22 protein-coding genes are annotated in these 20,017 nt (G+C 69.4%); 12 read left to right on the top strand and 10 right to left on the bottom strand.

Annotated features, from left to right (window positions below; genetic code table 11):
* Window positions 1-5 precede the first annotated feature (5 nt).
* The 3 genes from SACXIDRAFT_RS03855 (at window position 6) to SACXIDRAFT_RS03865 (ending at window position 3,671) form a co-directional block, all read left to right on the top strand.
* On the top strand, window positions 6-1,574 hold the full coding sequence (locus SACXIDRAFT_RS03855; protein WP_006237169.1) for a glycoside hydrolase family 13 protein: 1,569 nt from the start codon (window positions 6-8) through the stop codon (window positions 1,572-1,574).
* Window positions 1,567-2,601: a LacI family DNA-binding transcriptional regulator gene (locus SACXIDRAFT_RS03860; protein ID WP_006237170.1), complete on the top strand. Its 1,035-nt coding sequence runs from the start codon at window positions 1,567-1,569 to the stop codon at window positions 2,599-2,601. The genes SACXIDRAFT_RS03855 and SACXIDRAFT_RS03860 overlap by 8 nt, the downstream gene beginning before the upstream one ends.
* Window positions 2,602-2,705: 104 nt before the next feature.
* The gene (locus tag SACXIDRAFT_RS03865) at window positions 2,706-3,671 is read left to right on the top strand and encodes a phosphotriesterase family protein (protein ID WP_006237171.1); all 966 of its coding nucleotides are present in this window, start codon (window positions 2,706-2,708) and stop codon (window positions 3,669-3,671) included.
* 54 nt (window positions 3,672-3,725) lie between these two features.
* Here the strand turns inward: SACXIDRAFT_RS03865 and SACXIDRAFT_RS03870 are convergent, their stop codons facing one another.
* Both SACXIDRAFT_RS03870 and SACXIDRAFT_RS03875 read right to left on the bottom strand, forming a co-directional pair.
* Window positions 3,726-3,953 (bottom strand): hypothetical protein, encoded by a 228-nt coding sequence (locus SACXIDRAFT_RS03870; RefSeq protein ID WP_006237172.1) that lies wholly within the window; start codon window positions 3,951-3,953, stop codon window positions 3,726-3,728.
* Window positions 3,954-4,072: 119 nt separating this feature from the next.
* Complete coding sequence (locus SACXIDRAFT_RS03875; protein ID WP_006237173.1) at window positions 4,073-4,339, bottom strand: helix-turn-helix domain-containing protein; 267 nt, start codon at window positions 4,337-4,339, stop codon at window positions 4,073-4,075.
* An 85-nt stretch (window positions 4,340-4,424) separates the two neighbouring features.
* On the opposite strand from SACXIDRAFT_RS03875, the gene map reads away from it, so the two are divergent.
* Window positions 4,425-5,198, top strand: coding sequence for a type I methionyl aminopeptidase (gene map, locus SACXIDRAFT_RS03880; protein ID WP_006237174.1), 774 nt, complete (start codon window positions 4,425-4,427; stop codon window positions 5,196-5,198).
* Between the two features lie 3 nt (window positions 5,199-5,201).
* Here the strand turns inward: map and SACXIDRAFT_RS03885 are convergent, their stop codons facing one another.
* Together SACXIDRAFT_RS03885 and SACXIDRAFT_RS03890 are read right to left on the bottom strand one after the other, a co-directional pair.
* Complete coding sequence (locus SACXIDRAFT_RS03885; protein WP_006237175.1) at window positions 5,202-6,437, bottom strand: hypothetical protein; 1,236 nt, start codon at window positions 6,435-6,437, stop codon at window positions 5,202-5,204.
* Window positions 6,437-7,528 carry a HesA/MoeB/ThiF family protein gene (locus tag SACXIDRAFT_RS03890; protein ID WP_006237176.1) on the bottom strand — a complete coding sequence of 364 codons (1,092 nt, stop codon included), beginning with the start codon at window positions 7,526-7,528 and terminating at the stop codon, window positions 6,437-6,439. Before SACXIDRAFT_RS03890 ends, SACXIDRAFT_RS03885 begins: the two co-directional genes overlap by 1 nt.
* A 233-nt stretch (window positions 7,529-7,761) precedes the next feature.
* On the opposite strand from SACXIDRAFT_RS03890, the gene SACXIDRAFT_RS03895 reads away from it, so the two are divergent.
* Window positions 7,762-10,689 carry an AfsR/SARP family transcriptional regulator gene (locus SACXIDRAFT_RS03895; protein ID WP_006237178.1) on the top strand — a complete coding sequence of 976 codons (2,928 nt, stop codon included), beginning with the start codon at window positions 7,762-7,764 and terminating at the stop codon, window positions 10,687-10,689.
* Here the strand turns inward: SACXIDRAFT_RS03895 and SACXIDRAFT_RS03900 are convergent.
* A complete protein-coding gene (locus tag SACXIDRAFT_RS03900; RefSeq protein WP_006237179.1) occupies window positions 10,640-11,257 on the bottom strand; it encodes an NUDIX hydrolase in 618 nt (205 codons plus the stop codon). The genes SACXIDRAFT_RS03895 and SACXIDRAFT_RS03900 overlap by 50 nt on opposite strands.
* A gap of 210 nt (window positions 11,258-11,467) precedes the next feature.
* On the opposite strand from SACXIDRAFT_RS03900, the gene SACXIDRAFT_RS03905 reads away from it, so the two are divergent.
* Window positions 11,468-11,938, top strand: coding sequence for a hemerythrin domain-containing protein (locus SACXIDRAFT_RS03905; RefSeq protein ID WP_006237180.1), 471 nt, complete (start codon window positions 11,468-11,470; stop codon window positions 11,936-11,938).
* A 21-nt stretch (window positions 11,939-11,959) separates the two neighbouring features.
* Here the strand turns inward: SACXIDRAFT_RS03905 and SACXIDRAFT_RS03910 are convergent, their stop codons facing one another.
* Entirely contained in the window at window positions 11,960-12,385 is a 426-nt protein-coding gene (locus tag SACXIDRAFT_RS03910; RefSeq protein WP_006237181.1) for a PIN domain nuclease, read from the bottom strand.
* Window positions 12,382-12,597 carry a type II toxin-antitoxin system VapB family antitoxin gene (locus SACXIDRAFT_RS03915; protein ID WP_006237182.1) on the bottom strand — a complete coding sequence of 72 codons (216 nt, stop codon included), beginning with the start codon at window positions 12,595-12,597 and terminating at the stop codon, window positions 12,382-12,384. The genes SACXIDRAFT_RS03910 and SACXIDRAFT_RS03915 overlap by 4 nt, the downstream gene beginning before the upstream one ends.
* A 134-nt stretch (window positions 12,598-12,731) precedes the next feature.
* Between SACXIDRAFT_RS03915 and SACXIDRAFT_RS03920 the strand changes: the two genes are divergently transcribed.
* The 5 genes from SACXIDRAFT_RS03920 (at window position 12,732) to SACXIDRAFT_RS03940 (ending at window position 17,623) form a co-directional block, all read left to right on the top strand.
* Window positions 12,732-13,565, top strand: a complete 834-nt coding sequence (locus SACXIDRAFT_RS03920; protein WP_006237183.1) for an SAM-dependent methyltransferase — start codon at window positions 12,732-12,734, stop codon at window positions 13,563-13,565.
* 97 nt (window positions 13,566-13,662) lie between these two features.
* On the top strand, window positions 13,663-14,529 hold the full coding sequence (gene folP / locus SACXIDRAFT_RS03925; protein WP_006237184.1) for a dihydropteroate synthase: 867 nt from the start codon (window positions 13,663-13,665) through the stop codon (window positions 14,527-14,529).
* Window positions 14,530-14,774: 245 nt separating this feature from the next.
* Complete coding sequence (locus tag SACXIDRAFT_RS03930; RefSeq protein WP_006237185.1) at window positions 14,775-16,067, top strand: glycosyltransferase; 1,293 nt, start codon at window positions 14,775-14,777, stop codon at window positions 16,065-16,067.
* 48 nt (window positions 16,068-16,115) lie between these two features.
* The gene (locus SACXIDRAFT_RS03935) at window positions 16,116-16,550 is read left to right on the top strand and encodes an SRPBCC family protein (RefSeq protein ID WP_006237186.1); all 435 of its coding nucleotides are present in this window, start codon (window positions 16,116-16,118) and stop codon (window positions 16,548-16,550) included.
* A 5-nt stretch (window positions 16,551-16,555) separates the two neighbouring features.
* Window positions 16,556-17,623: an NAD-dependent epimerase/dehydratase family protein gene (locus SACXIDRAFT_RS03940; protein WP_006237187.1), complete on the top strand. Its 1,068-nt coding sequence runs from the start codon at window positions 16,556-16,558 to the stop codon at window positions 17,621-17,623.
* A gap of 18 nt (window positions 17,624-17,641) precedes the next feature.
* On the opposite strand, the gene SACXIDRAFT_RS03945 is transcribed toward SACXIDRAFT_RS03940, so the two are convergent.
* Entirely contained in the window at window positions 17,642-18,811 is a 1,170-nt protein-coding gene (locus SACXIDRAFT_RS03945) for a site-2 protease family protein (protein ID WP_006237188.1), read from the bottom strand.
* Window positions 18,812-18,934: 123 nt separating this feature from the next.
* Between SACXIDRAFT_RS03945 and SACXIDRAFT_RS03950 the strand changes: the two genes are divergently transcribed.
* Window positions 18,935-19,144, top strand: a complete 210-nt coding sequence (locus SACXIDRAFT_RS03950) for a Rho termination factor (RefSeq protein ID WP_040922450.1) — start codon at window positions 18,935-18,937, stop codon at window positions 19,142-19,144.
* Window positions 19,145-19,200: 56 nt separating this feature from the next.
* Here SACXIDRAFT_RS03950 and SACXIDRAFT_RS03955 read toward each other — a convergent pair whose 3' ends face one another.
* Window positions 19,201-19,593, bottom strand: coding sequence for a hypothetical protein (locus tag SACXIDRAFT_RS03955; protein WP_006237190.1), 393 nt, complete (start codon window positions 19,591-19,593; stop codon window positions 19,201-19,203).
* 71 nt (window positions 19,594-19,664) lie between these two features.
* Window positions 19,665-19,979: a DUF2795 domain-containing protein gene (locus SACXIDRAFT_RS03960; RefSeq protein WP_006237191.1), complete on the bottom strand. Its 315-nt coding sequence runs from the start codon at window positions 19,977-19,979 to the stop codon at window positions 19,665-19,667.
* Between the last annotated feature and the right edge of the window lie 38 nt (window positions 19,980-20,017).

Here is a 20,017-nt window from a genome sequence, read left to right on the forward strand (position 1 = left end):
AAATCATGAGCAACGAGTGGTGGCGCACCGCGGCCATCTACCAGGTGTACGTGCGCAGTTTCGCCGACGCCAACGGTGACGGTATCGGCGACCTGCCCGGTGTGCGGTCGAAGCTCGACTATCTGGCCGACCTCGGTGTTGACGCCGTGTGGCTGACCCCCTTCTACACCTCCCCCATGGCCGACGGCGGCTACGACGTCGCCGACTACCGGGACGTCGATCCCGTCTTCGGTGCTCTCTCCGACGCCGAGGCTCTCGTCGCCGAGGCACACGAACGCGGCTTGAAGGTCATCGTCGATATCGTGCCCAACCACACGTCGTCGCGGCACCCGTGGTTCGTGGAGGCCCTCAAGGCAGGACCCGGCTCGCCGGCCCGCGACCGCTATCTCTTCCGCGGCGGCCGCGACGGCGGGCCACCCAACGACTGGGAGTCCGTGTTCGGCGGTCCCGCGTGGACACAGGTCGCGGACGGCCAGTGGTACCTGCACCTCTTCGACCCCGCGCAGCCCGACCTCAACTGGCAGAACGCCGAGGTGCGAGCCGAGTTCGACGACATCCTGCGGTTCTGGCTCGACCGGGGTGTCGATGGGTTCCGCATCGACGTCGCGCACGGCATGGTGAAGGCCGACGGGTTGCCCGACGCCGCGTTCACCGACCAGGCTTCGCTGCTCACCTCGCGGCCGTTGCCGTACTTCGACCAGGACGGCGTGCACGAGATCTACCGCGAGTGGCGCAAGATCCTCGACTCCTACCCCGGCGAGCGCATCGGCGTCGCGGAGGCGTGGGTGCCGAACGCCGAGCGGCTGGCCCGCTACCTGAGGCCCGACGAGTTGCACCAGGCGTTCAACTTCCACTACGTCGAGGCGGACTGGTCGGCGCAGGCGTTCCGCAGGGTCGTTGACGAGTCGCTGGCCGCCGTCGCCGGTGTCAACGCCCCTCCGACGTGGGTGCTGTCCAATCACGACGTTCAGCGCCACGTGACCCGCTACGGAGGCGGTGAGCAGGGACTGCGCAGGGCGAGGGCCGCCGCGCTGCTGACCCTGGCGCTGCCGGGTTCGGCCTACGTCTACCAGGGTGAGGAGCTGGGACTCGACGAGGTCACCGACCTTCCGGACGAGGTGCTCGCCGACCCGGTGTGGGAGCGCTCGGGTCACACCGACCGTGGCAGGGACGGCTGCCGCGTCCCGCTGCCGTGGTCGGGCAGCGAGCCACCGTTCGGGTTCGGTGGAGGGTCGTGGCTGCCGCAGCCGCCGCGCTGGGCGGAGCTGACCGTCGAAGCGCAGCGCGATGATCCGCACTCCACCCTGTCGCTGTACCGTGAGGCTCTGCGGCAGCGCCGTGATCTTCCGGTCGAGAGTGTCGAGTGGTGTGACTCGCCCCGTGACGTCCTCGCCTTCCGGCGAGGTTCGTCGTTTGTGTGCACGGTGAACTTCTCGCCGTCTCCGGTGACGATCGAGCGCCCGGGGACGGTGCGGCTGGCGAGCGAGCCCGTATCGGGGCTCGACCTCTCCGGCGACACGGTGACGCTGCCACCGGAGACCGCCGTGTGGTGGAGCGGAGACAGGGATGGTTAAGAGCGCGCTCGACGGCATCCGGCTCGCCGACATCGCCGGGCTGGCGAACGTCAGCGAGGCGACGGTGAGCCGGGTGCTGAACGGCAAGCCGGGGGTCGCTGCGGCCACCCGGCAGGCCGTGCTGGCCGCGATGGACCGGCTCGGCTACGAGCGTCCCGCGCGAGCACGGCAGCGCAGTGCGGGACTGATCGGGTTGATCATCCCAGAACTGGACAACCCGATCTTCCCCGCGTTCGCCCAGGTGATCGACCGGACGCTGGTGATGCGCGGCTACCGGTCGGTGCTGTGCACGCAGGCGCCCGGCGGCGCCACCGAGGACGAGTTCATCGAGACACTCACCGCGCGAGGCGTTTCGGGCATCGTGTTCGTGTCGGGCCTGCACGCCGACACCACCGCCGATCACGACAGGTACCGCCGCCTCATCGAGGGCGGGGTTCCCGTGGTGTTCGTCAACGGGTACGCGCCCGACGTGAGGGCCCCGTTCTTCTCCGACGACGACGGCGCGGCAGTGGAACTGGCGCTGACACACCTGCGCGAGCTGGGCCACGAACGCATCGGGCTCGCTGTGGGACCGAAACGGTTCGTGCCCGTGCAACGCAAGGCCGAGAAGTTCCGCGAACTCATGGCTCCCGTGGTCGGCGCCGACGAGGTGGACGACCTCATCGTGCACACCCTGTTCTCCGTGGAGGGCGGGCATTCCGCGGCCTGGACACTGCTGGAGCGGCACTGCACGGCGGTGGTGTGCGGCAGCGACCTGATGGCCCTCGGCGCGATCAGGGTGGCGCGGCGGCGCGGGCTGGAGGTGCCGAGGGACTTCTCCGTGGTCGGCTACGACGACTCGCCGCTCATCGCGTTCACCGATCCGCCGCTGACCACCATCCAGCAGCAGGTGACCGCGATGGTCACCGCCGCGGTGCGCACACTGCTCGACGAGATCGCGGGCGCGGCACCACCCACGGAGGAGTACCTCTTCCAGCCGGAACTCGTCGTGCGTGGCTCCACCGCAGCCTGCCCGATCAAGGAGTGAGAGCGCGCCGTCACACGTGGCCGAACTGTCCGGATTGTGACACCCCTTCCGCACCAAGATCGGTTTCGCTACGGTGTCGTCCGGGTCCGAAGGAAGGCGAATCAATGGCCACAGTGGAGACTGTCCGGGGCCCCGTTCCGGTGGAGGATCTCGGGACGGTGCTGATGCACGAGCACGTGTTCGTGCTCAACGAGGAGATCAGGCGCAACTACCCGCACCTGTGGGACGAGGAAGCGCAAGTGGAGTCCGCGGTGCGACGGCTGAAGGCGCTGAAGGACCGTGGGGTCGATACGATCGTCGATCCCACGGTGCTCGGCCTCGGCAGGGACATCGAGCGAGTGGCCCGGATCAACGCGCAGGTCGATCTCAACATCGTGCCGGCCACCGGCCTGTACACCTACAACGACGTGCCATTTTTCTTCTCGATGCACGGTCCGGGAACGCCGCTCGGCGGTGACGAGCCGATGGTGGAGTTGTTCGTCCGCGACATCACCGACGGTATCGCGGGGACTCCGATCAAGGCGGCGTTTCTCAAGTGCGCCATCGAGGACGCCCTCACACCCGGTGTCGAGCGGGTGCTCCACGCCGTCGCCGAAACCCACCACCGCACCGGGGTGCCGATCACCGTTCACACGAACCCGAACCGGGGCACCGGTCTCGTCGCCCAGCGGGTGTTGCGGGAGCGGGGCGTGGATCTGGGCAAGGTGGTGATCGGGCACAGTGGCGACACCACGGACCTCGACTACCTGCGGCACGTCATCGACGCGGGTTCGTACCTGGGGATGGACCGATTCGGGCTGGATTTCCTGCTTCCCGGAGACCAGCGCATCGCCACCGTGGCGGCACTGGCCGCGCAGGGGCTGTCCGACAGGATGGTGCTGGCGCACGACGCCTCCTGCCACATCGACTGGCTCCGGCCGGGTGTGCGCGAGCAGGCGATGCCGAACTGGCACTACACGCACCTGCACGACGACGTCATCCCGGCGTTGAGGGAGGCGGGAGTCACCGAAGACCAGCTGACGACCATGCTGGTCGAGAACCCACGCCGCTATTTCACCCGGGACTCCTGAGCCACCACGGCAGCACCCCCCGGAACGCGGCCTCGAAGGCGGCACCGTCAGGCGTCAACGCCCGTCACGACGCTGTGGTGCCGCCCCGAGCGCCGGCCAGCTTCCCGGCACGATGTCCACTCCGAACGATGTCTCGTCCTCGATATCGAAGGCGAACGCGATGTACTCGCGGGCGACCGACTCGGCGGTAGGCAAGGAACGAATCTGAGTGACACCGACACCGTCGATGTGCAGTTCCCAGCGACGCGCCCAACGCTGGGCAATGACGGTGTACGTGGTCACGGCTACCCCCTCTCCAGCAGGCAAGCGAGTTCTCGACGAGGTCGCAGGCGACACCAGATGACATGATCTTGTGGTTGCGGACGACGGCCATCCATTCGCGAAGGAAGCCTCAGCACTGCTCAGGATGCGGCCTCGAAGGCGGCACCGTCACGCCAGACGTCGGCCAGCTCCTCCACGGACACCCCCAGGGCGTCGGCCAGCCGCACCACCGTGCCGAACGCCGGGCTCGGCAGCCGCCCCGTCTCGATCTTGCGCAACGTCTCGGGGGACATGGTCGCCGCGCGGGCCACCTCGTCGAGCCCTCGATCACCCCGGAGCTCGCGCAGCAGCGCCCCGAGGCGGGAACCGGCCTCGACCTGCTCCGGTGTGAGCGGCAGACGCACCATGCGACCAGACTAGAACCGGTATACAAATACCGGCAAGTGCCGCTATCCTGGAGTGGTATTTTTATACCACCCACGGGAGAGTCGCGTGATCGAGTTGAAGTCGCCCGCCGAGATCCAGCGCATGCGCGTCACCGGCGCGTTCGTCGCCGGGGTGCTCGCCGAACTGCGGGCCAAGGCCGCCGTCGGCGTGAACCTGCTGGACCTCGAACAGCACACGAGAAGCCTGATCCGAGACCGCGGAGCCCAGTCCTGCTACTGGGATTACGCACCGTCGTTCGGGCGAGGGCCGTTCCGCAACACGGTGTGCCTGTCGGTCAACGACGCCGTGCTGCACGGGCTGCCCCACGACTATGCCCTGCGCGACGGCGACGTCCTCAGCATGGACCTCGCCGTCTCGATCGACGGCTGGGTGGCCGACGCCGCCGTCACCGTCGTCGTCGGAACGCCGGACGAGGCCGACCTCCGGCTCGTGCGGGCCACGGAGGAGGCCCTTTCCGCTGGCATCGACGCGGCGCGTCCCGGCAACCGGCTCGGCGACATCTCGGCGGCCATCGGCGCGGTCGCCGAGGCCTACGGCTACCGCGTCAACACCGAGTTCGGCGGCCACGGTCTCGGCCGCACCATGCACGAGGACCCGCACGTGCCCAACCGGGGAAAGCCAGGGAGGGGACTCGCGCTGCGCCCCGGGATGACGCTGGCGCTGGAACCGTGGTTCGCCTCGGGAAGTCCCCGTATCGTGACGGACCCCGACGGCTGGACCATCCGGTCGGCCGACGGCTCGCGCACGGCACACTCCGAGCACACCGTCGCGATCACTGGGGACGGTCCCGTCGTGCTGACACTTCCGGAAGGCGCGTGACCGTCACGCCGCCGCGCGCGCACGGCGCCCGGCCAGCCACGACCGGAACTGCTTCACCGCGACCACCGTGACGAGGATCTGCGGCAGAAGCAGCAGCCCCGCGCACAGCGTGGCGTACCAGAAGCTGCCCGACAGCGGTCCCGCCGCGAGCATCCCCGCCGTCCAGTCGATCATCGTGACGATCGGGGGAAGCACGAACACCGCGAACCACGCGAGCACGACGACCGAACCGGCGAGCCAGACCCAGCGGAACCACAGGCCGACACGGACATCCGCCGGTGAAGCCCCGGCCAGTTCGGTCCGCTGCTGTTCGGTCAGCATCCCGAAAGCCCTGCGCAGCAGCAACGTCTTGACGCGCCAGAGGTTGCGGCAGCCGAGGGCGTTCACCAGCACCGCGTAAAGGTCGCTGCGCAGGAACACCATGCACTGCCACAGCAGTCCGGCCAGTTTCACGTACACCCAGACGGCGAGCGTGGAATCGACGATCGCCGGTGGCGACCAGACGCCGATGTGGACGAGCAGCCGCGCCCCCAGCAGGACACTCAGCACGACGACATCGACGGCGATGCCGCCGAGCAGGGGGATGTAACGCCGACGGCGCGGCACCGTCCACACCTGCGTCAGGTCGGTCTCGAACACGAGCAGAACCGACCGCCGGTCGATGCCGAACCGCGCGTTGATGCCGATGGCTCTCGCCGCGAACCAGTGACCGCCCTCGTGCAGCGCCATCGACAGCAGCGCGAACGGCACCAGCAGCAACGCGCTCGATCCGATGTCGCCCGTCAGGAAGGCGTCCTGCCCCGACGACGGCCACAGGCCGGGTACTGCGACGAACGTCGCGACGCAGAACAGTGCCAAGGCGATGTACCCGGCCAAGGCAAGCCTGCCGAAGAACGGCGCGGCGACCCTCTGGCTCACCCCGGCGAGCCACCGTTTGTTCTGGATCGCCGCCGTCCGCTCGACCTCCTGCTGCTTTCCCGCCCCGTCGTCCACGAATCCGAGGTCTGTGAGCACTTCGACGAACGCGGCCACGTCCACCGGCTCCCCGGCGAACGCCTCCGCCTCCTCAGCGGCGTCCCTCAGGCCCGCGCCCCGTTGCAGCGCTCGCACGACGACGCCACCCACGGGCGGGATCGTGACGAACGTGCCCGATTCGGGGTCGCCGATGACAACCTCGTCGCCGTCCTCCACCACGCTGAGCGGGCGCAGCCGCACTTCGCCGTCGCTCGGAGCGCTCATCACCGCTCCGGCGCCAGCGCGCACGCCGGGCAGTGAGGGTCGCGGGGAAACGGCGTCGCCTGCGTCGTCAAACCTGTGCGCAGATCGAGGATCACGCGCTGGCCCGCTGCCATCGGCTGCTCGAACCCTGTCAGATACCGCAGTGTCTCGTAGGCGATGAGGGAACCGACCTGCATGGCGATGGGGGCGATCAGCGCGTTGTTCAGTTCGAGGCCGCTCGAGAGCCTGCGGGCGATGCCTGCCGAGGTCTGCTCGGTGGGGGACGGCTGGTCGGACTCGTCGCACAGCAGGCATGGGCTGACGCCGGGATCGACGGAGCAGTACATCACCTGCGTTCGTCCCATGCCGCCACAGACCAGCGGCACACCGGCACGCATGATCGCCGCGTTGACCACCAGATGGATGTCGTGCTCGCCGTCGAGGCCACCCGCCACGACATCGACACCATCCATCAGGTCGGCGAGATCCTCGGGGCCGCTGATCCAGCGATCCACCGCGCGAACCTCGATGTCGGGGTCGTAGTCCCGCACCCATTCCGCGGCGCGCTCCACCTTCGACCGGCCGAGATCGGCATGCCGGTAGAGGAACTGGCGGGCGAAGTTGCGGCGCTCGACGTCGTCACGATCCACGAGTGTCAATCTGCCGACCCCGAAACCCGCGAGGCACTGGACCAGCGAGGAACCTCCACCGCCGACGCCCAGCACGAGCACGTGCGCGTCGCGCAGCTTGCGGACGAAGTCGGCTCGTGACCGCTCCAGCGACGAGTACGTACCGAAGAAGGTCAGGTTGGAGAAGTGCCGCTCGTCGAGACCGGAGTCACCGAGCCACTGCTCGTCCGCTTTCTCCACAAGACCGAGAGAGTCGAGTCCCTGCAAACCCTGCCGCACGTCCTCGCTCGCGAGGTCGAGACCGCGACCACGCAAGCGGGCGGTGAGTTCGTCCACCGTGGCAGGCGCGGCCGACAGCGACTCAAGGAGCGCGCGCACGATACCGTCGGGATCAGCGAGGGTGAGCGCCTCGCGGGGGTCGTGTACCAGGATGAGATCGTCGCCGAAGCGCTCCCACGCGCAGTCCTTCAACCTTACGCGCATCGTGTCTCCCGTCGGGGTAAACGGACGGGGCGGGAGGCAGCCCTCCCGCCCCGCCTCGGAGAGGTGGATCAGACCTCGAAGCCCGTCGCCTTGACGGACTCGACCTTGCGAACCTCGATGGTCATGTCAACCCTCCTTCCGGTGTGAACCGCTTGGTGAAACCAGCATTGTGGGCAGCGCTCGAAATCCGCCATAGAGTCTCCACATCAGCGGTACACGGAGAGGTGACCAAGATGGACTTCGCGGTCCTCGGACCGGTTCGCGTCTTTCGCGAAGGAAATCCCATCCGATTGCAGGGCAAGCGATCCGCCGTTGTGAGCACCCTGCTACTCCATCCGGACGTCGCCGTGTCACGGGAACGGATCGTCGCGTGGCTGTGGGACGATCCGCCGAAGTCGGCCGTCGCGAACGTGCAGACGTATGTCTCGCAACTGCGTCGCGCGGGGATCGGTATCGAACACGAGGGGCCGGCCTACCGCCTGCCTCTCGACGGCCACCGCCTCGACCTCGCCGAGTTCGAGGACGGGGTGCGTTCGGCGCGGCGAGCGGCGGCCGGTGATGATCTCGACACGGCACACGCCGAGTTCGGGAGAGCGTTCGCGCTGTGGCGGGGAAGCCCTGCGGAGGGAGCGCCACTCGCCGACGCGGCGCTCCCTCGGATAGCCGAGCTGGAGGAGAGGGCCCGCAGTGCCAGGGCGGAGTGGGTTGACGTCCGCTTGGGCCTCCGTCGCTACGACGACGTGATCAGCGAACTGACCGTGCTCGTCGAGGCGGAACCACTGCGCGAACAACCGTGGCGCCAACTGATGACCGCGCTGCACCACGCGGGCAGGCGCGGCGAGGCGCTGCACGTCTACTCGAAGGCACGTTCCGCGCTGGTGAACGAGCTGGGCGTCGAACCCGGCCCCGAGCTACGGGACCTGCACCTGTCGATACTCCACGACGATGCGCTGTCTGCGGTTCACGTTCCCGGCGTGGTGGAGGTGCGCTCGCTGCCTCCGGCCGAACCGGCGCTGCCGGGACCGGGCTGTCAGCTACCGCCGGACATCGCGGACTTCGTCGGGCGCGAGCGGGAGCTCGCCACTGTCCACACGGCACTGAACAGCGACGGCCCCGCGCCGTCCATCGTGGTGCTGAGCGGCCCGCCGGGAGTCGGCAAGACCACCGCCGCCGTGCACGCGGCGCACCTGGCGCGTCCTCAGTACCCGGAGGGACAGCTTTTCGTCCGGCTGAGGGGCGGTGAGCACAATCCGAGGACACCGGCCGACGTGCTCGGCGAACTACTGCGGCTGCTCGGTGTGGACGGCGCGGTGATCCCGGCCTCAGTGGCCGAACGGACAGCGATGTACCGCGCGAGGATGGCCGACCGGCGCATCCTGGTGGTGCTCGACGACGCGGCCGACGAGAACCAGGTGGAGCCCCTGCTGCCGGGCACGCCTTCGACGGCGGTGCTCGTGACGTCCCGGACCCCGCTCGCCGCGCTGCCCGGCTCCGTCCCCGTGCCCGTGGAGCTGCCGGACCCCGACGCCGCCAAGAACCTGCTCGCCAGGCTCGTGGGACGTGACCGGGTGGACAGCGATCCCCGCTCGGCGGAGGACCTGCTGTCGTCCTGCGGGTATCTCCCGCTGGCGATCCGGGTGGTCGCCGCGCGGCTGGCCGCCCGGCCTGCCTGGCCGCTTTCCGAGTTGTCCCGGCGGCTGCACGGCGCGAGGTCGCGGCTCGACGAACTCCGCGTGGGTTCGCTCGACGTGCGTGCCACATTCTCGGCGGGGTATTCGGCCCTGCCCGAGGACGCCCGACGTGCTTTCCGGTTGTTCGGCCTCACCGGAGCCGAATCACTCGCGCCGTGGGCCTTCATGGCGTCGTTGACCGGAACCGAGTGCGGTGAGCGGGCCGACGAGGCCATGGAGGCACTCGTCGATGCGGGGCTGGTGACCGCGCACGAACGCGACGGTGCGGGACAGCTCCGGTATCGCATGCACGACCTGCTCAGGTCCTACGCGCAGGAGCACTCGGGCACGGCATCCGGCTCGGACCACCCGGGTGACCGGGCAAGACTGGTGCGGCTGGCCGTCCGCGCGCACGTCCGGGTCGTGGCGGCCTCCAGCCAACTACCGATGCCGTTCGCACCGCCCCGTGTCCACCATCCTCCGCGCACCGAACCGAATCCCGATGACCTCGCCTGGCTCAGGGCCGAGAGGACGAGCCTGCTTCCGCTGGCCGAGGCCGTGGCCTCCTTCGAATTCGGCACCGCCGTGGACCTCGCCTGCGACTACACGCCGCACCTGGTCAACGACGGCTTCCACGACGACGCCGTGCGGGTGCTCACGGACCTGGCAGGCAAGGCGAAGGACAGGGGCGAGATCGGCGCCGAGACCCGCCTGAGGCTGGTGCGGGCGGACGTCGAGATCGACAGGGGACGCGTTGACGTGGCGGACACGGAGTATCGCTCGCTACTCGGTTCCCTGCGGCGGGTCGGTGACGAGCACGCCGCCGCGTACGCGGTCACGGGGCTGGCCGCGTGCAAGGTGATGAGCGGGGACCTCGACGGCGCCGAGCCGCTGATCGGAGAGGCCGAGGCCACGTTCGCCGCACACGGCGACCGGCACGGCTGTCTGCAAGCCTGGCTGGTCCGCGCGGGTGGGCTGCTGCAGCGAGGCAGGCACACCACCGCCGTGGAACTGTGCAACAGGGCACTCGCCGTGCCGGAAGCTCGCTGTGGCATCCACAAGGCGGCTTTCCTGAGGGTGCTGGGGATCGCGCTGTTCGAGTCGGGCTCGCCGCAGCGTTCCCTTCCCTACTACGAGGAGAGTGTGCGGTTGAGCAGGGAACTCGGCTGGCGCAAGGGGGAGCGCATCACCCTGCGGAGGCTCGGTGAGGCCCGCGCCGCACTCGGCGAGATCGACACCGCGATGACGCTACTGGAACAGTGCAGGGCGATGTTCGGTGAAGCGGGCGACGTGCGGGGTGAGGCGCTGACCGCGTTTTCCCTCGGCGAGGCGCACCGCCGTCGCGGGGACGTCAGGACCGCGCTGGGGCACTACGTCGCCAGCGTGAGCCTGCTCGGGTCCGACGCCGACCCGTCGTGGAGAGCGAGGGCCGCCGACGCGATCAGCCGATGCCGGGCCGTTCTTGTGAGCTGTGCTTCCTGTGCTCCCTGAGGCGCTCCGTGAGGCCGCGCAGCACGTCCTCGACGTGCCGCAGTGAGCGGCGCACGTTGTCCTCGGCCGTCAGCTCGCGCGCCTCGGCCGCGGTCACCCAGCGCAGCGGTGCATCGGGCCGCTCCGCCCGGATGTCGCCGGGCCGGTCGGTGACGAGCACGAAGCGGAGGTCGGCGTGTTCGGCCGTGGCCTCCGGCGCGGCCCCCACGGGGACCACGGCGACGTGGACCAGCCCGGCCGCCGGCCGCAGATCCGCCAGCGCGGTCTCCTCCCGTGCCTCGCGCAGCGCGACCGCCACGGGATCGGTCTCTCCAGGGTCGCCGTGTCCTCCGACGTGCAGCCAGGTGTTCTGCCGGGGGTGCCAGCGCAACAGCACGCGCCCGCTGCCGGGATGCACGACGAACGCCGAGGCCGTCACGTGCAACGGCCTCGCCCTGTCCCAGGGGTCGGCTGTCTCGTCGAGCAACGCGCGGACCCGTGCGACGTCGGCGCGTTCGACGTCGTCGGCGGGGCTGTGCCGATCGAGCAGTTCCAGTACCGGGGCCGCGGCGTCAGGTGTGGTCGTCATCCGCGAGACGCTATCCCTGGCCGCTTCCCGGCGTCGATCGAGATTCGCGTGGCGCAGGCAGACGCTGGCGGGTTACCAGACCCCTGCCGCTCCCCGGCAGAGTGCTAGCGTCTGCCGCAGCGTCGCGTGCCGGTGGCAGACCGTGTCAGGCATGGAGGCGCCGAAGTTGAAGGGACTCGACGATGATGACGTCGTTTCCTTCGCCCTCTCATGGCTGAGGGCGAGAAGACCAGGCTGATCGCCTGGAGTCGGGAGCTGCACGCCGTCCACGAGCGGCTGCGCGAAGCCCTGAGGGTGACACGGCATGCGCTCGACAGCGGGGAGACGGCGGAGCCGTTCACCAGGGAACTGCTGTTGTTCTGCCATGGCTTCTGTACCGCGCTGACGGGGCATCACGAGGGTGAGGACCGCGAGTTGTTCCCCGTGATCGCCGCAGCCCACCCGGAGTTCCGCGACACCCTGCGGCAGCTGGAACAGGATCACTCCATGATCGCCCACCTGCTCACCGGGTTACAGGCGGCGCTGGATCGCGGTGCTTCCCGCACGGAGCTGAACCGGCACTTCGAGGGAATCGAAGCGATCATGGAGAACCACTTCCGCTACGAGGAACGCAGGCTGCTGGCGGTGCTTGAAAGCCTCACTCTCGACGCCGACCCCCGAGACGTCCTGGGGCCGCTGTGAGCGACATCGGGAGCCGAACACCTACGAACCGCCGGTGTCAGGTCCGTACCACTGCGTGGACTGGCCTGTCACAGCGGCGATGTGGTCGAAGTCGTGATCGCGATGGAGCAGGGTGAGCGAGCGCGACTCGGCGGTGGCCGCCACGACGAGATCGACAGCACCGGCGCTTCGGTGCTGTCCTCGGCGGGTGAGGGCCTCCTGCACCTGCCGAGCACGCTCGTAGGCGCCATCGTCGATGGGTATCCAGCAGAACAGCAGACGCAGATCGTCCTCGATCCTGGCACGATCATCGGCGCTGCGAGCGCTGAAGAGAAACTCCAGCTCGGTGATCGGGCACACCGCGATGAGCCCGGCCGCTGCGGCCTGATCCCAGCCGAACCGTTCCGCGTCCGGCCGCAGGAGATGGGCGAGCGCGCTGGTGTCGATCAGAAATCGTGCCGGGTTCACCGTCGGTAGTCGGCCTTGTCCTGAAGGAGGCCGAGATCGACAGCGCCCTCTTCCGCCGCCGTGCGAAGACGGGCGAGAGCCAAGGCGCGGCGACGGCTCTGGAGCACCTCACGCAAGGCGGTGTTGACAGTGTCCTTCTTCGTGCTCGTACCAAGGGCCTGCGCCACTTCGGCGACCAGCTGATCGTCGAGATCGATGACGGTGCGACTCATCGGATATCACCTCATATATCAATGAACGCGCGTTGAATATACAGCATCGCTGGCGCAGGGCCGCGCTGCCGGTGTGATCCACGAAGCCGGAAACGGCGGACGCGCGCGGAAGGCCGTCTCGCTACGCTCGGCAGGTGTCCGATCACAAGCCCGCACTCGATCTCGACCTCAGCCGTCCCAGTCCGGGCCGGGTCTACGACTACTGGCTCGGGGGGTCGCACAACTACGCCGTTGACCGCGAATTCGCGGAGCGGCAACTCGCGCGCGCACCGGAGATCCGGGAGGCGGTACGCGAGAACAGGGCGTTCCTCCGCAGGGCGGTGCGGTTCGCCGCGGCCTCCGGTATCCGCCAGTTCGTCGATATCGGCAGCGGCCTCCCCACACAGGGAAACGTGCACGAGATCGCCGACGAGGTGGACCCCGGTGCCGCGACGGTGGTCTACATCGACAACGAACCGGTCGCCAGCGCCCACGCGCGGATCCTCCTGGAGGACACCGCCGACCCGGCCCGGCACCGCGCGCTGGCAGGTGACTTCTTCGACGGCCCCGCGCTGTGGGAGCGGGTGCGGGCCGAAGGCCTCGACCCGCGGGAGCCGATCTGCCTGCTGACGGTCGCGCTGCTGCACCTGCTGCCCTCGGAGCGGCAACCGGAGTCCGTGCTCGCGTTCTACCGCGACCAGCTCGCGCCGGGAAGTCTGCTGGTGCTGTCCCACGCCTGCCTCGATACCGGCGACGAGGCAGCCGCGCGGACGTTCGGCCGGATCAGCGACGACTACCGCACCAAGACGGCCGTGCGTGGCAGCGGTGGGCTCAGGAACCGGCAGGAGATCGCCGAATTCTTCGGCGACTTCGAGCTGCTCGATCCCGGCCTCGTGTGGCTTCCGCAGTGGCGCCCCGACACGACGTTCGTCGGCGATCCGGCCAGGACACGAGCGGTGGCGGGGGTGGCCCGCAAGAACCCGGTCTGATCGGCAGGAGGCATTCCGGTGACCGCACACATCGCACGAGGGCTGGTTCCGACGCCGCGCGGCACGCGGGTTCCCGGTCGCGGCTAGGGTTCTGGTCGTGGTGACCCTGCATTGCCGTGGCCGTGTCGTGGAGCGCGACCGGCCTTTCGTCATGGCCATCGTCAACCGGACTCCGGATTCCTTCTACGACCGGGGCGCCACCTACGCTCTCGACGCGGCCGTGCGCGCGGTGGACGCCGCCGTCGCCGACGGGGCCGACATCGTCGATATCGGCGGTGTGAAGGCGGGCCCCGGCTCGGAGGTGTCCGTCGGCGAGGAGATCCGCCGCGTCGCCGACGTGGTCGCGGCGATCCGCGATCGGCATCCCGACCTGCTCATCAGTGTGGACACGTGGCGCGCGGAGGTCGGCAGACGGGTGTGCGAGGAAGGCGCGGACCTGCTCAACGACACGTGGCAGGCCGCCGATCCCGAACTCGCGGAGGTGGCCGCCGAGTTCGGAGCGGGCTACGTCTGCTCGCACACCGGTGGCGCGTCGCCACGGACACTGCCGCATCGGGTCCAGTACGAGGACGTGGTCGCCGCCGTGGCAGAGGAGGTCACGAGGCGCGCCGAGCACGTCGCCGCGCTGGGCGTGCCCGAGCGTGGCATCCTCATCGACCCCACACATGACTTCGGCAAGAACACCTGGCACGGGCTTGAGCTGCTGCGCCGCCTCCGCGAACTCACGTCAACGCCGTGGTCCGTGCTGCTCGCACTGTCCAACAAGGACTTCATCGGCGAGACCCTCGGCGCGGAGCTGCGCGACCGCGTTGACGGCACACTCGCGGCGACGGCCGTCGCGGCCTGGGAAGGCGCTGCGGTGTTCCGCGCACACGAGGTTCGCCGCACCCGGCAGGTGGTGGACATGGTCGCCAGTATCAGGGGCACCCGCCCGCCGTCACTGGTCCTGCGCGCAATGACCTAGACCGCGGCGGGGCGGAACGTCGTGTCCGCGCGGACGGCGTCACCTCGGCCGCACGATCAAGTCGATCCCATTAGATTCAGCATGTTGTGAAAGTTCAGAATCTTTGGAAAGATCGTCATCGTTCCCGGCACCGAGACCGGACCGCCGAGCGCCGCTCCTCGCCCATCACCGGCGAACAGTGCTCCCAACACCGGTCCCGCCGCCCTGCCGACCACCACACGAACCTCGCCTCGTAAGGAGCGATCATGAAGGTTTTGATCCTCACCCTCGGTACCCGTGGCGACGTGCAGCCGTTCATCGCGCTCGCCAGGGGTCTCCGTGACGCGGGGCACGAGGCGGTGATCGCCGCCCCTCACCGGTTCGCCACTCTCGTCCGAGACCATGGCGAGACGTTCGCGGGCATCGACGAAGGCCCGCTGCGCGTCCTCGACGAGGGCTCCCCCATCGCCGATGTGGCCGAAGGCGGCATCAGGGGCAAACTCGCGCTGGCCAGGAAACTCCCCACGATGACCACCCGGCTTCTGCACGACTGCTGGATGGTGGCGTCCGAAGGGCAAGGCAGCCGTGCCGACATCATCGTCCACAACGGACAGGTGATCGGCGGTCCTCACGTCGCGGAGAAGCTCGGGATTCCGGCTGTGCTGGCTTCGCCGTTGCCGATGTACGTGCCGACGGGCGCGTTCCCCTGGCCCGGCCAGGATCTCCCGCACACTCTCCCCGCGCCGCTGAACAAGCTGTCGTACACCGGGATGAAGGGGATCGAGCTGACGTTCGGGCGCACGGTGGACCGGTGGCGGGCGACGTTGGGGCTGCCCCGGCGCAGGGGACGGCACAATCCGCTTCGCGCTCCCGACGGCGCCCCCGTGCCGGTACTGCACGCGGTGAGCAGGCATGTTCTCCCCCCGCCTGCCGACTGGCCCGCGACGGCGAGCATGACCGGTTACTGGTTCCACCACGACACGGCCGCCTCGACGGCCACGGCGGAGAAGCGGGCCCTTCCCCCTGAGCTGGAGAACTTTCTCGCGGCCGGTGAACCGCCCGTCTTCGTCGGCTTCGGCAGCATGTCCGGAGCGGACCCGGCCGCCACGACGGCCACCGTGATCGACGCAGCGCGCCGCGTGGGAGTCCGGGTCGTGCTGGCCACCGGCTGGGGAGGTCTCACGGACGTCGCCGAGGCCGACGACGTCCACGTCGTGGGAGACGTCCCCTATCACGCGCTCTTTCCAAGGGTGTCCGTCGTGGTCCACCACGGAGGCGCGGGAACCACAGGCACAGCCGTCGCGGCAGGACGGCCGCAGATCGTGTGTCCCTACGTGGCCGACCAGCCGTTCTGGGGCAGGCGGATGCACGCACTCGGCGTGGCACCGAGACCGATCAAGCAGAGCGCTCTCCGCCCCGATTCTCTCGCGCGGGCGCTCGATGCGGCCCTCACCGACTCCTCGATGGCCGCCGCTGCGGGCGAGCTCGGCGCACGGGTCGCGACCGAGGACGGAATCGCCAATGCGGTGCGCAAACTGGAACAGCTCGCCGACGGGTAGCCGATGCCCGCACCGGTATAGCCGTGGCCGCGACGGGTATGCCATCGCATGGCCGATTTCGAACACACCCGAGTCATCGACGCCGATCCGCGCGCCGTCTTCGACATCGCCTCAGCGGAATCGTCACTGGACAGCTGGACGCCCGAGGGCATCGAGGTGGAATCCGAGGGCGGCGGTGTCCTGCACACGTGGGTGTCGAGCGGCAGCGAGGTTCGTGACGAGACGGGTTACGTCGAGGCCGACCGCGAACAACTGCGGCTGCGGTGGGGTGGCACGGAGACCGGCTACGAGGGCTGGCTGCAACTCGAACCGCGCGCGGAGGGACAACCCGGCCACACACTGGCCACCCTGCACGTGACCTGCACGGGTGCGGCACCGGAGACGCTCGGCGGCGAGTACAGCGCCGATGTCGAGACCTGGATCGAGCAGGCGCTCGACCGGCTCGCGGCGCTGGTCCACGACAGCACAGAGACCACGAGGTAGGCGCCATGCGTGTGGTGGTGACCGGCGCGACCGGCAACATCGGGACCAGCGTGGTGCGCGCGCTCGGAGACGACCCGGCCGTCGAGTCGATCGTGGGGCTCGCCCGCCGCAAGCCCCGGTGGTCGCACCCGAAACTGACCATGGAGCAGATCGACCTCGGCATGCTCGACGGGAGCCCCGGCGATGCCGGCGCGCTCGACTCGCTCGTCGCCGACGCCGACGTGGTCATCCACCTGGCGTGGCTGTTCCAGCCGACCCGCGATCCCGTCACCACGTGGCGGGCCAACGTGCTCGGCAGCCTGCGCGTGTTCGACGCCGTGGCACGGTGTGCCGTGCCCGCGCTCGTGCACGCCTCCTCGGTCGGTGCGTACTCGCCGGGCCCCAAGGATCACGCCGTCACGGAGGACTGGCCGACGCACGGCTGGCCCGGCGCCGCCTACACCCGCGAGAAGGCGTACCTGGAACGGGTTCTCGATGCGTTCGAGGCCGAACACGCGACCCGGGTCGTGCGCCTGCGCCCCGGTTTCGTCTTCCGCAGGGAGACGGCGTCGCAGCAGCGCAGGCTCTTTCTCGGGCCTTTCGTGCCGGCGAGCGTCGTGCGGCCCGGCCTGATCCCCGTCGTGCCGAACACGCGGTCGCTGCGCATGCAGGTCGTGCACTCCTCCGACGTCGGTGAGGCGTTCCGGCTCGCCGCCACCCGGGACGTGCGCGGCGCGTTCAACATCGCCGCCGACGAACCCGTGGACGGCGCTCTCCTCGCCCGGCTGCTGGAGGCGCGCACGGTGCCGGTGCCTGCCCGGCTGCTGCGCACGGCCGTGGCGACGGCATGGACGTTGCGGCTCGTGCCCGCCTCGCCGCACCTGTTCGACGCGGTGGTGCGATTGCCGTTGATGGACACCGGCCGGGCGCGGACCGAACTCGGCTGGCAGCCCCGCCACACGGCGGCCGAGGCTGTCGCCGAGTTCCTCACCGGGCTGCGGGAGCGTGCCGGTGAGCAGACGCCTCCCCTTGCGCCAACCACCCGTGGCGGCAGACTGGGCGAGCTGGCCACCGGGGTCGGCAAGCGGCCGTGATCCCGGCTGTCCGTGCGCTCAGCCCGCAGGGCCCCATACCCCTGGCCGGAGGGTGCCGCCGCCGCTTCCCGTCACGAGTCCGCGCAGAGTCACGGCGCGGCTGACGTCGGTGGGCGTCACGATGCCGGCGAGCCGCTCGCCGTCGAACACCAGTGCCCTTCCGTCGGGCGCGTCGCGGAGACCGGGAAGCAGGTCGAGCAGCGGAGTATCCGGTGCGGCCCTCGGGACGTCCGCCACCGGGCACGCAATCGCGCGCACGGTGGTCGTTCTCCGCTCCTCGGTCGGCACGGCACGCAGCCGGTTCAGCGTGACCAGTCCCTCGACGCGACCGGCCGCGTCCACGACGGGGAAGGCCGAGTGCCGCCGCACGAGCACGACGTCGTGCAGGAAGTCGTGCACCGAGAGACTCGCGTCGGTGACGTCGGGATCGGCGGTCATGACCTCGGCGACCTTCACGTCCGCGAGGGTGTCACCGAGCTGTGCCTGACGTTCCTCGGCACCGGCGACCGAGACCACGAACAGTCCGATCAAGATCCACCACAGGCCGCCTCCCGTGCCCACGAACAGCAATTGCCAGACTCCCAGCAGAATGAGGGCGATACCGAAACCCCTGCCTGCCCTGGCACTCCAGACAGCCGCGCGGTAACGGTCGCCCTTCCACGCCCACAGAGCCGCCCGCAGGATGCGGCCACCGTCCAAAGGAGCGGCGGGCACCAGGTTGAACGCGGCGAGCACCACGTTCAGCATGGCGAGGTAGACGGCCACCATCACCACCAGCGCCGGGGCGTCCACCGTGACGAGCAGCCAGGCGAGCCCGCCGAAGAGGGCACCGGCGAGCACGCTCGTCAGCGGACCGGCCGCCGCGATGCGCAGGTCGGCCCCCGGGGTGCGCGCCTCACTGCGCAGGGACGCGAGACCGCCGAGCAGCCACAGCGTGATGTCCTCGACCTCGACCCCCTCCCTCCGCGCCACCACGGCGTGTGCCAGTTCGTGCGCGAGCAGCGACGCGAGGAACAGCAGAGCCGCCACGAGCGCCGCCGCGACGTAGGCACCCGCGGAGTAGCCGGGCACGAGCACGGGCCAGTTCCTGCCGAGCGCGATGATCAGAATGATCAGGATTCCGAGCACGCTCCAGTGCGCGCCGACCCGGATACCCGCGATCGTGCCGAGTTTGAAGGTCGAGGACATGTGACGTCTCCAGCAGCGTCCGAATGGGTTAACGCTCCACCTCGTGGGTTACCCGGAATCTGTAGGCGGCAGACGCGGAGGATGACAATGCCGGAACCCAGGCCGGACCCCATACACGACCCCATGCCCGACACGGAAGACCTTCACGACAAGACCTTGGGAGAACTGGCCGACACAGCACGCCGCGAGGGAATCCCGTTCGTGGCTCATATGAGCCAGAGCGAACTCGTGGAGGCGATCGCGCAACAGCGCGAGGCGAACACGCATGCGCCGCCACCTCCACGGAACCCGCTCGACGACGACTCGACCGGCACGTCGGCCACCTCGTCCTGAGCGGGCGGCCACGCAACGCCCGGTCCCGGCGCGGGTGTCGTCAGCTCGTTCGGAGCTCATTCGGTGACGGCGAGATCGCTGCTCGCCGCCTGCGCAGCCTGGATCTCCCTGCTCAGCGCGGCACTCATCCGGTGTGCCCTCGCCAAAGCCGAAGCGACCTCGAAGATCGATTCGGCCACTTCGCCGTAGGCATGCGGATCGCGGCCGCCGATTCTGCCGCACCACAGGCACTGTTCGAGCCAGGTGGCGAGTTCGGGAAGGCACCTCGCCAGATTCTCGACGAGAACCTTCAGCGATCCCAGCACCTCGTGCATCTCACCAGGGCTCGCGAGGATGTCGCCGTCCACCGGGCCCGAGGTCCGGAGCGACAGCGCCCTGACCGCGTCCTCCGCGCGGGCGGCGAGCCGTGCGGGCGAGTTCTCCACGTCGCCACTGCCGGAAAGGTCCATGATCGCCTTACTCTCTCGCGTCGAGACGTCCGCGTTGTACAGCTACCCTTCGGCAGAATCGGGCAAACGGTTCAACTGTCCCGGTTCTCACCCAGTTCCTCGACGATCGGGTGCTTCCCGACCTCCCTGCCCTGCTCGGAAAGGCCGGGCCTGCCATGGGCGCGGTGGCGAGCGGCACGTTCCCTCGGGTCCTGCGGCACCGCGAACGACACGGCGCGTTCCACCTCCCCCAGACTTCCGTAGGTCTCGGCCGGAATCCCGTGAAGTTCACGAAGGGTGGCCGCGTCCGCTCCCGCCTGTTCCGCATACCGCACCAGCGCGGCACGGTCGGCGGGGAAATCCGCCTCGGACAGCGCCTCGTGCAGCCGTTTGACGGTGGTTGGCATCACGCTCACCTCCACGGCGCGACTACCCTGGCGCCACA

The organism is Saccharomonospora xinjiangensis XJ-54 (assembly GCF_000258175.1).
In the GTDB taxonomy this organism is placed as follows: Bacteria; Actinomycetota; Actinomycetes; order Mycobacteriales; family Pseudonocardiaceae; genus Saccharomonospora; species Saccharomonospora xinjiangensis.

What these genes read in the sequence shown, in the direction of transcription:
- SACXIDRAFT_RS03955 (WP_006237190.1), bottom strand. Translation starts at nt 19,593, where the DNA reads ATGGACCTTTCCGGCAGTGGCGACGTGGAGAACTCGCCCGCACGGCTC.
- SACXIDRAFT_RS03890 (WP_006237176.1), bottom strand. Translation starts at nt 7,528, where the DNA reads ATGCGCGTAAGGTTGAAGGACTGCGCGTGGGAGCGCTTCGGCGACGAT.
- SACXIDRAFT_RS03855 (WP_006237169.1), top strand. Translation starts at nt 6, where the DNA reads ATGAGCAACGAGTGGTGGCGCACCGCGGCCATCTACCAGGTGTACGTG.
- SACXIDRAFT_RS03960 (WP_006237191.1), bottom strand. Translation starts at nt 19,979, where the DNA reads ATGCCAACCACCGTCAAACGGCTGCACGAGGCGCTGTCCGAGGCGGAT.
- SACXIDRAFT_RS03945 (WP_006237188.1), bottom strand. Translation starts at nt 18,811, where the DNA reads ATGTCCTCGACCTTCAAACTCGGCACGATCGCGGGTATCCGGGTCGGC.
- SACXIDRAFT_RS03915 (WP_006237182.1), bottom strand. Translation starts at nt 12,597, where the DNA reads ATGAGTCGCACCGTCATCGATCTCGACGATCAGCTGGTCGCCGAAGTG.
- SACXIDRAFT_RS03930 (WP_006237185.1), top strand. Translation starts at nt 14,775, where the DNA reads ATGAAGGTTTTGATCCTCACCCTCGGTACCCGTGGCGACGTGCAGCCG.
- SACXIDRAFT_RS03935 (WP_006237186.1), top strand. Translation starts at nt 16,116, where the DNA reads ATGGCCGATTTCGAACACACCCGAGTCATCGACGCCGATCCGCGCGCC.
- SACXIDRAFT_RS03940 (WP_006237187.1), top strand. Translation starts at nt 16,556, where the DNA reads ATGCGTGTGGTGGTGACCGGCGCGACCGGCAACATCGGGACCAGCGTG.
- SACXIDRAFT_RS03885 (WP_006237175.1), bottom strand. Translation starts at nt 6,437, where the DNA reads ATGAGCGCTCCGAGCGACGGCGAAGTGCGGCTGCGCCCGCTCAGCGTG.
- SACXIDRAFT_RS03875 (WP_006237173.1), bottom strand. Translation starts at nt 4,339, where the DNA reads ATGGTGCGTCTGCCGCTCACACCGGAGCAGGTCGAGGCCGGTTCCCGC.
- SACXIDRAFT_RS03900 (WP_006237179.1), bottom strand. Translation starts at nt 11,257, where the DNA reads ATGACGACCACACCTGACGCCGCGGCCCCGGTACTGGAACTGCTCGAT.
- SACXIDRAFT_RS03950 (WP_040922450.1), top strand. Translation starts at nt 18,935, where the DNA reads ATGCCCGACACGGAAGACCTTCACGACAAGACCTTGGGAGAACTGGCC.
- SACXIDRAFT_RS03905 (WP_006237180.1), top strand. Translation starts at nt 11,468, where the DNA reads ATGGCTGAGGGCGAGAAGACCAGGCTGATCGCCTGGAGTCGGGAGCTG.
- SACXIDRAFT_RS03865 (WP_006237171.1), top strand. Translation starts at nt 2,706, where the DNA reads ATGGCCACAGTGGAGACTGTCCGGGGCCCCGTTCCGGTGGAGGATCTC.
- SACXIDRAFT_RS03860 (WP_006237170.1), top strand. Translation starts at nt 1,567, where the DNA reads ATGGTTAAGAGCGCGCTCGACGGCATCCGGCTCGCCGACATCGCCGGG.
- SACXIDRAFT_RS03895 (WP_006237178.1), top strand. Translation starts at nt 7,762, where the DNA reads ATGGACTTCGCGGTCCTCGGACCGGTTCGCGTCTTTCGCGAAGGAAAT.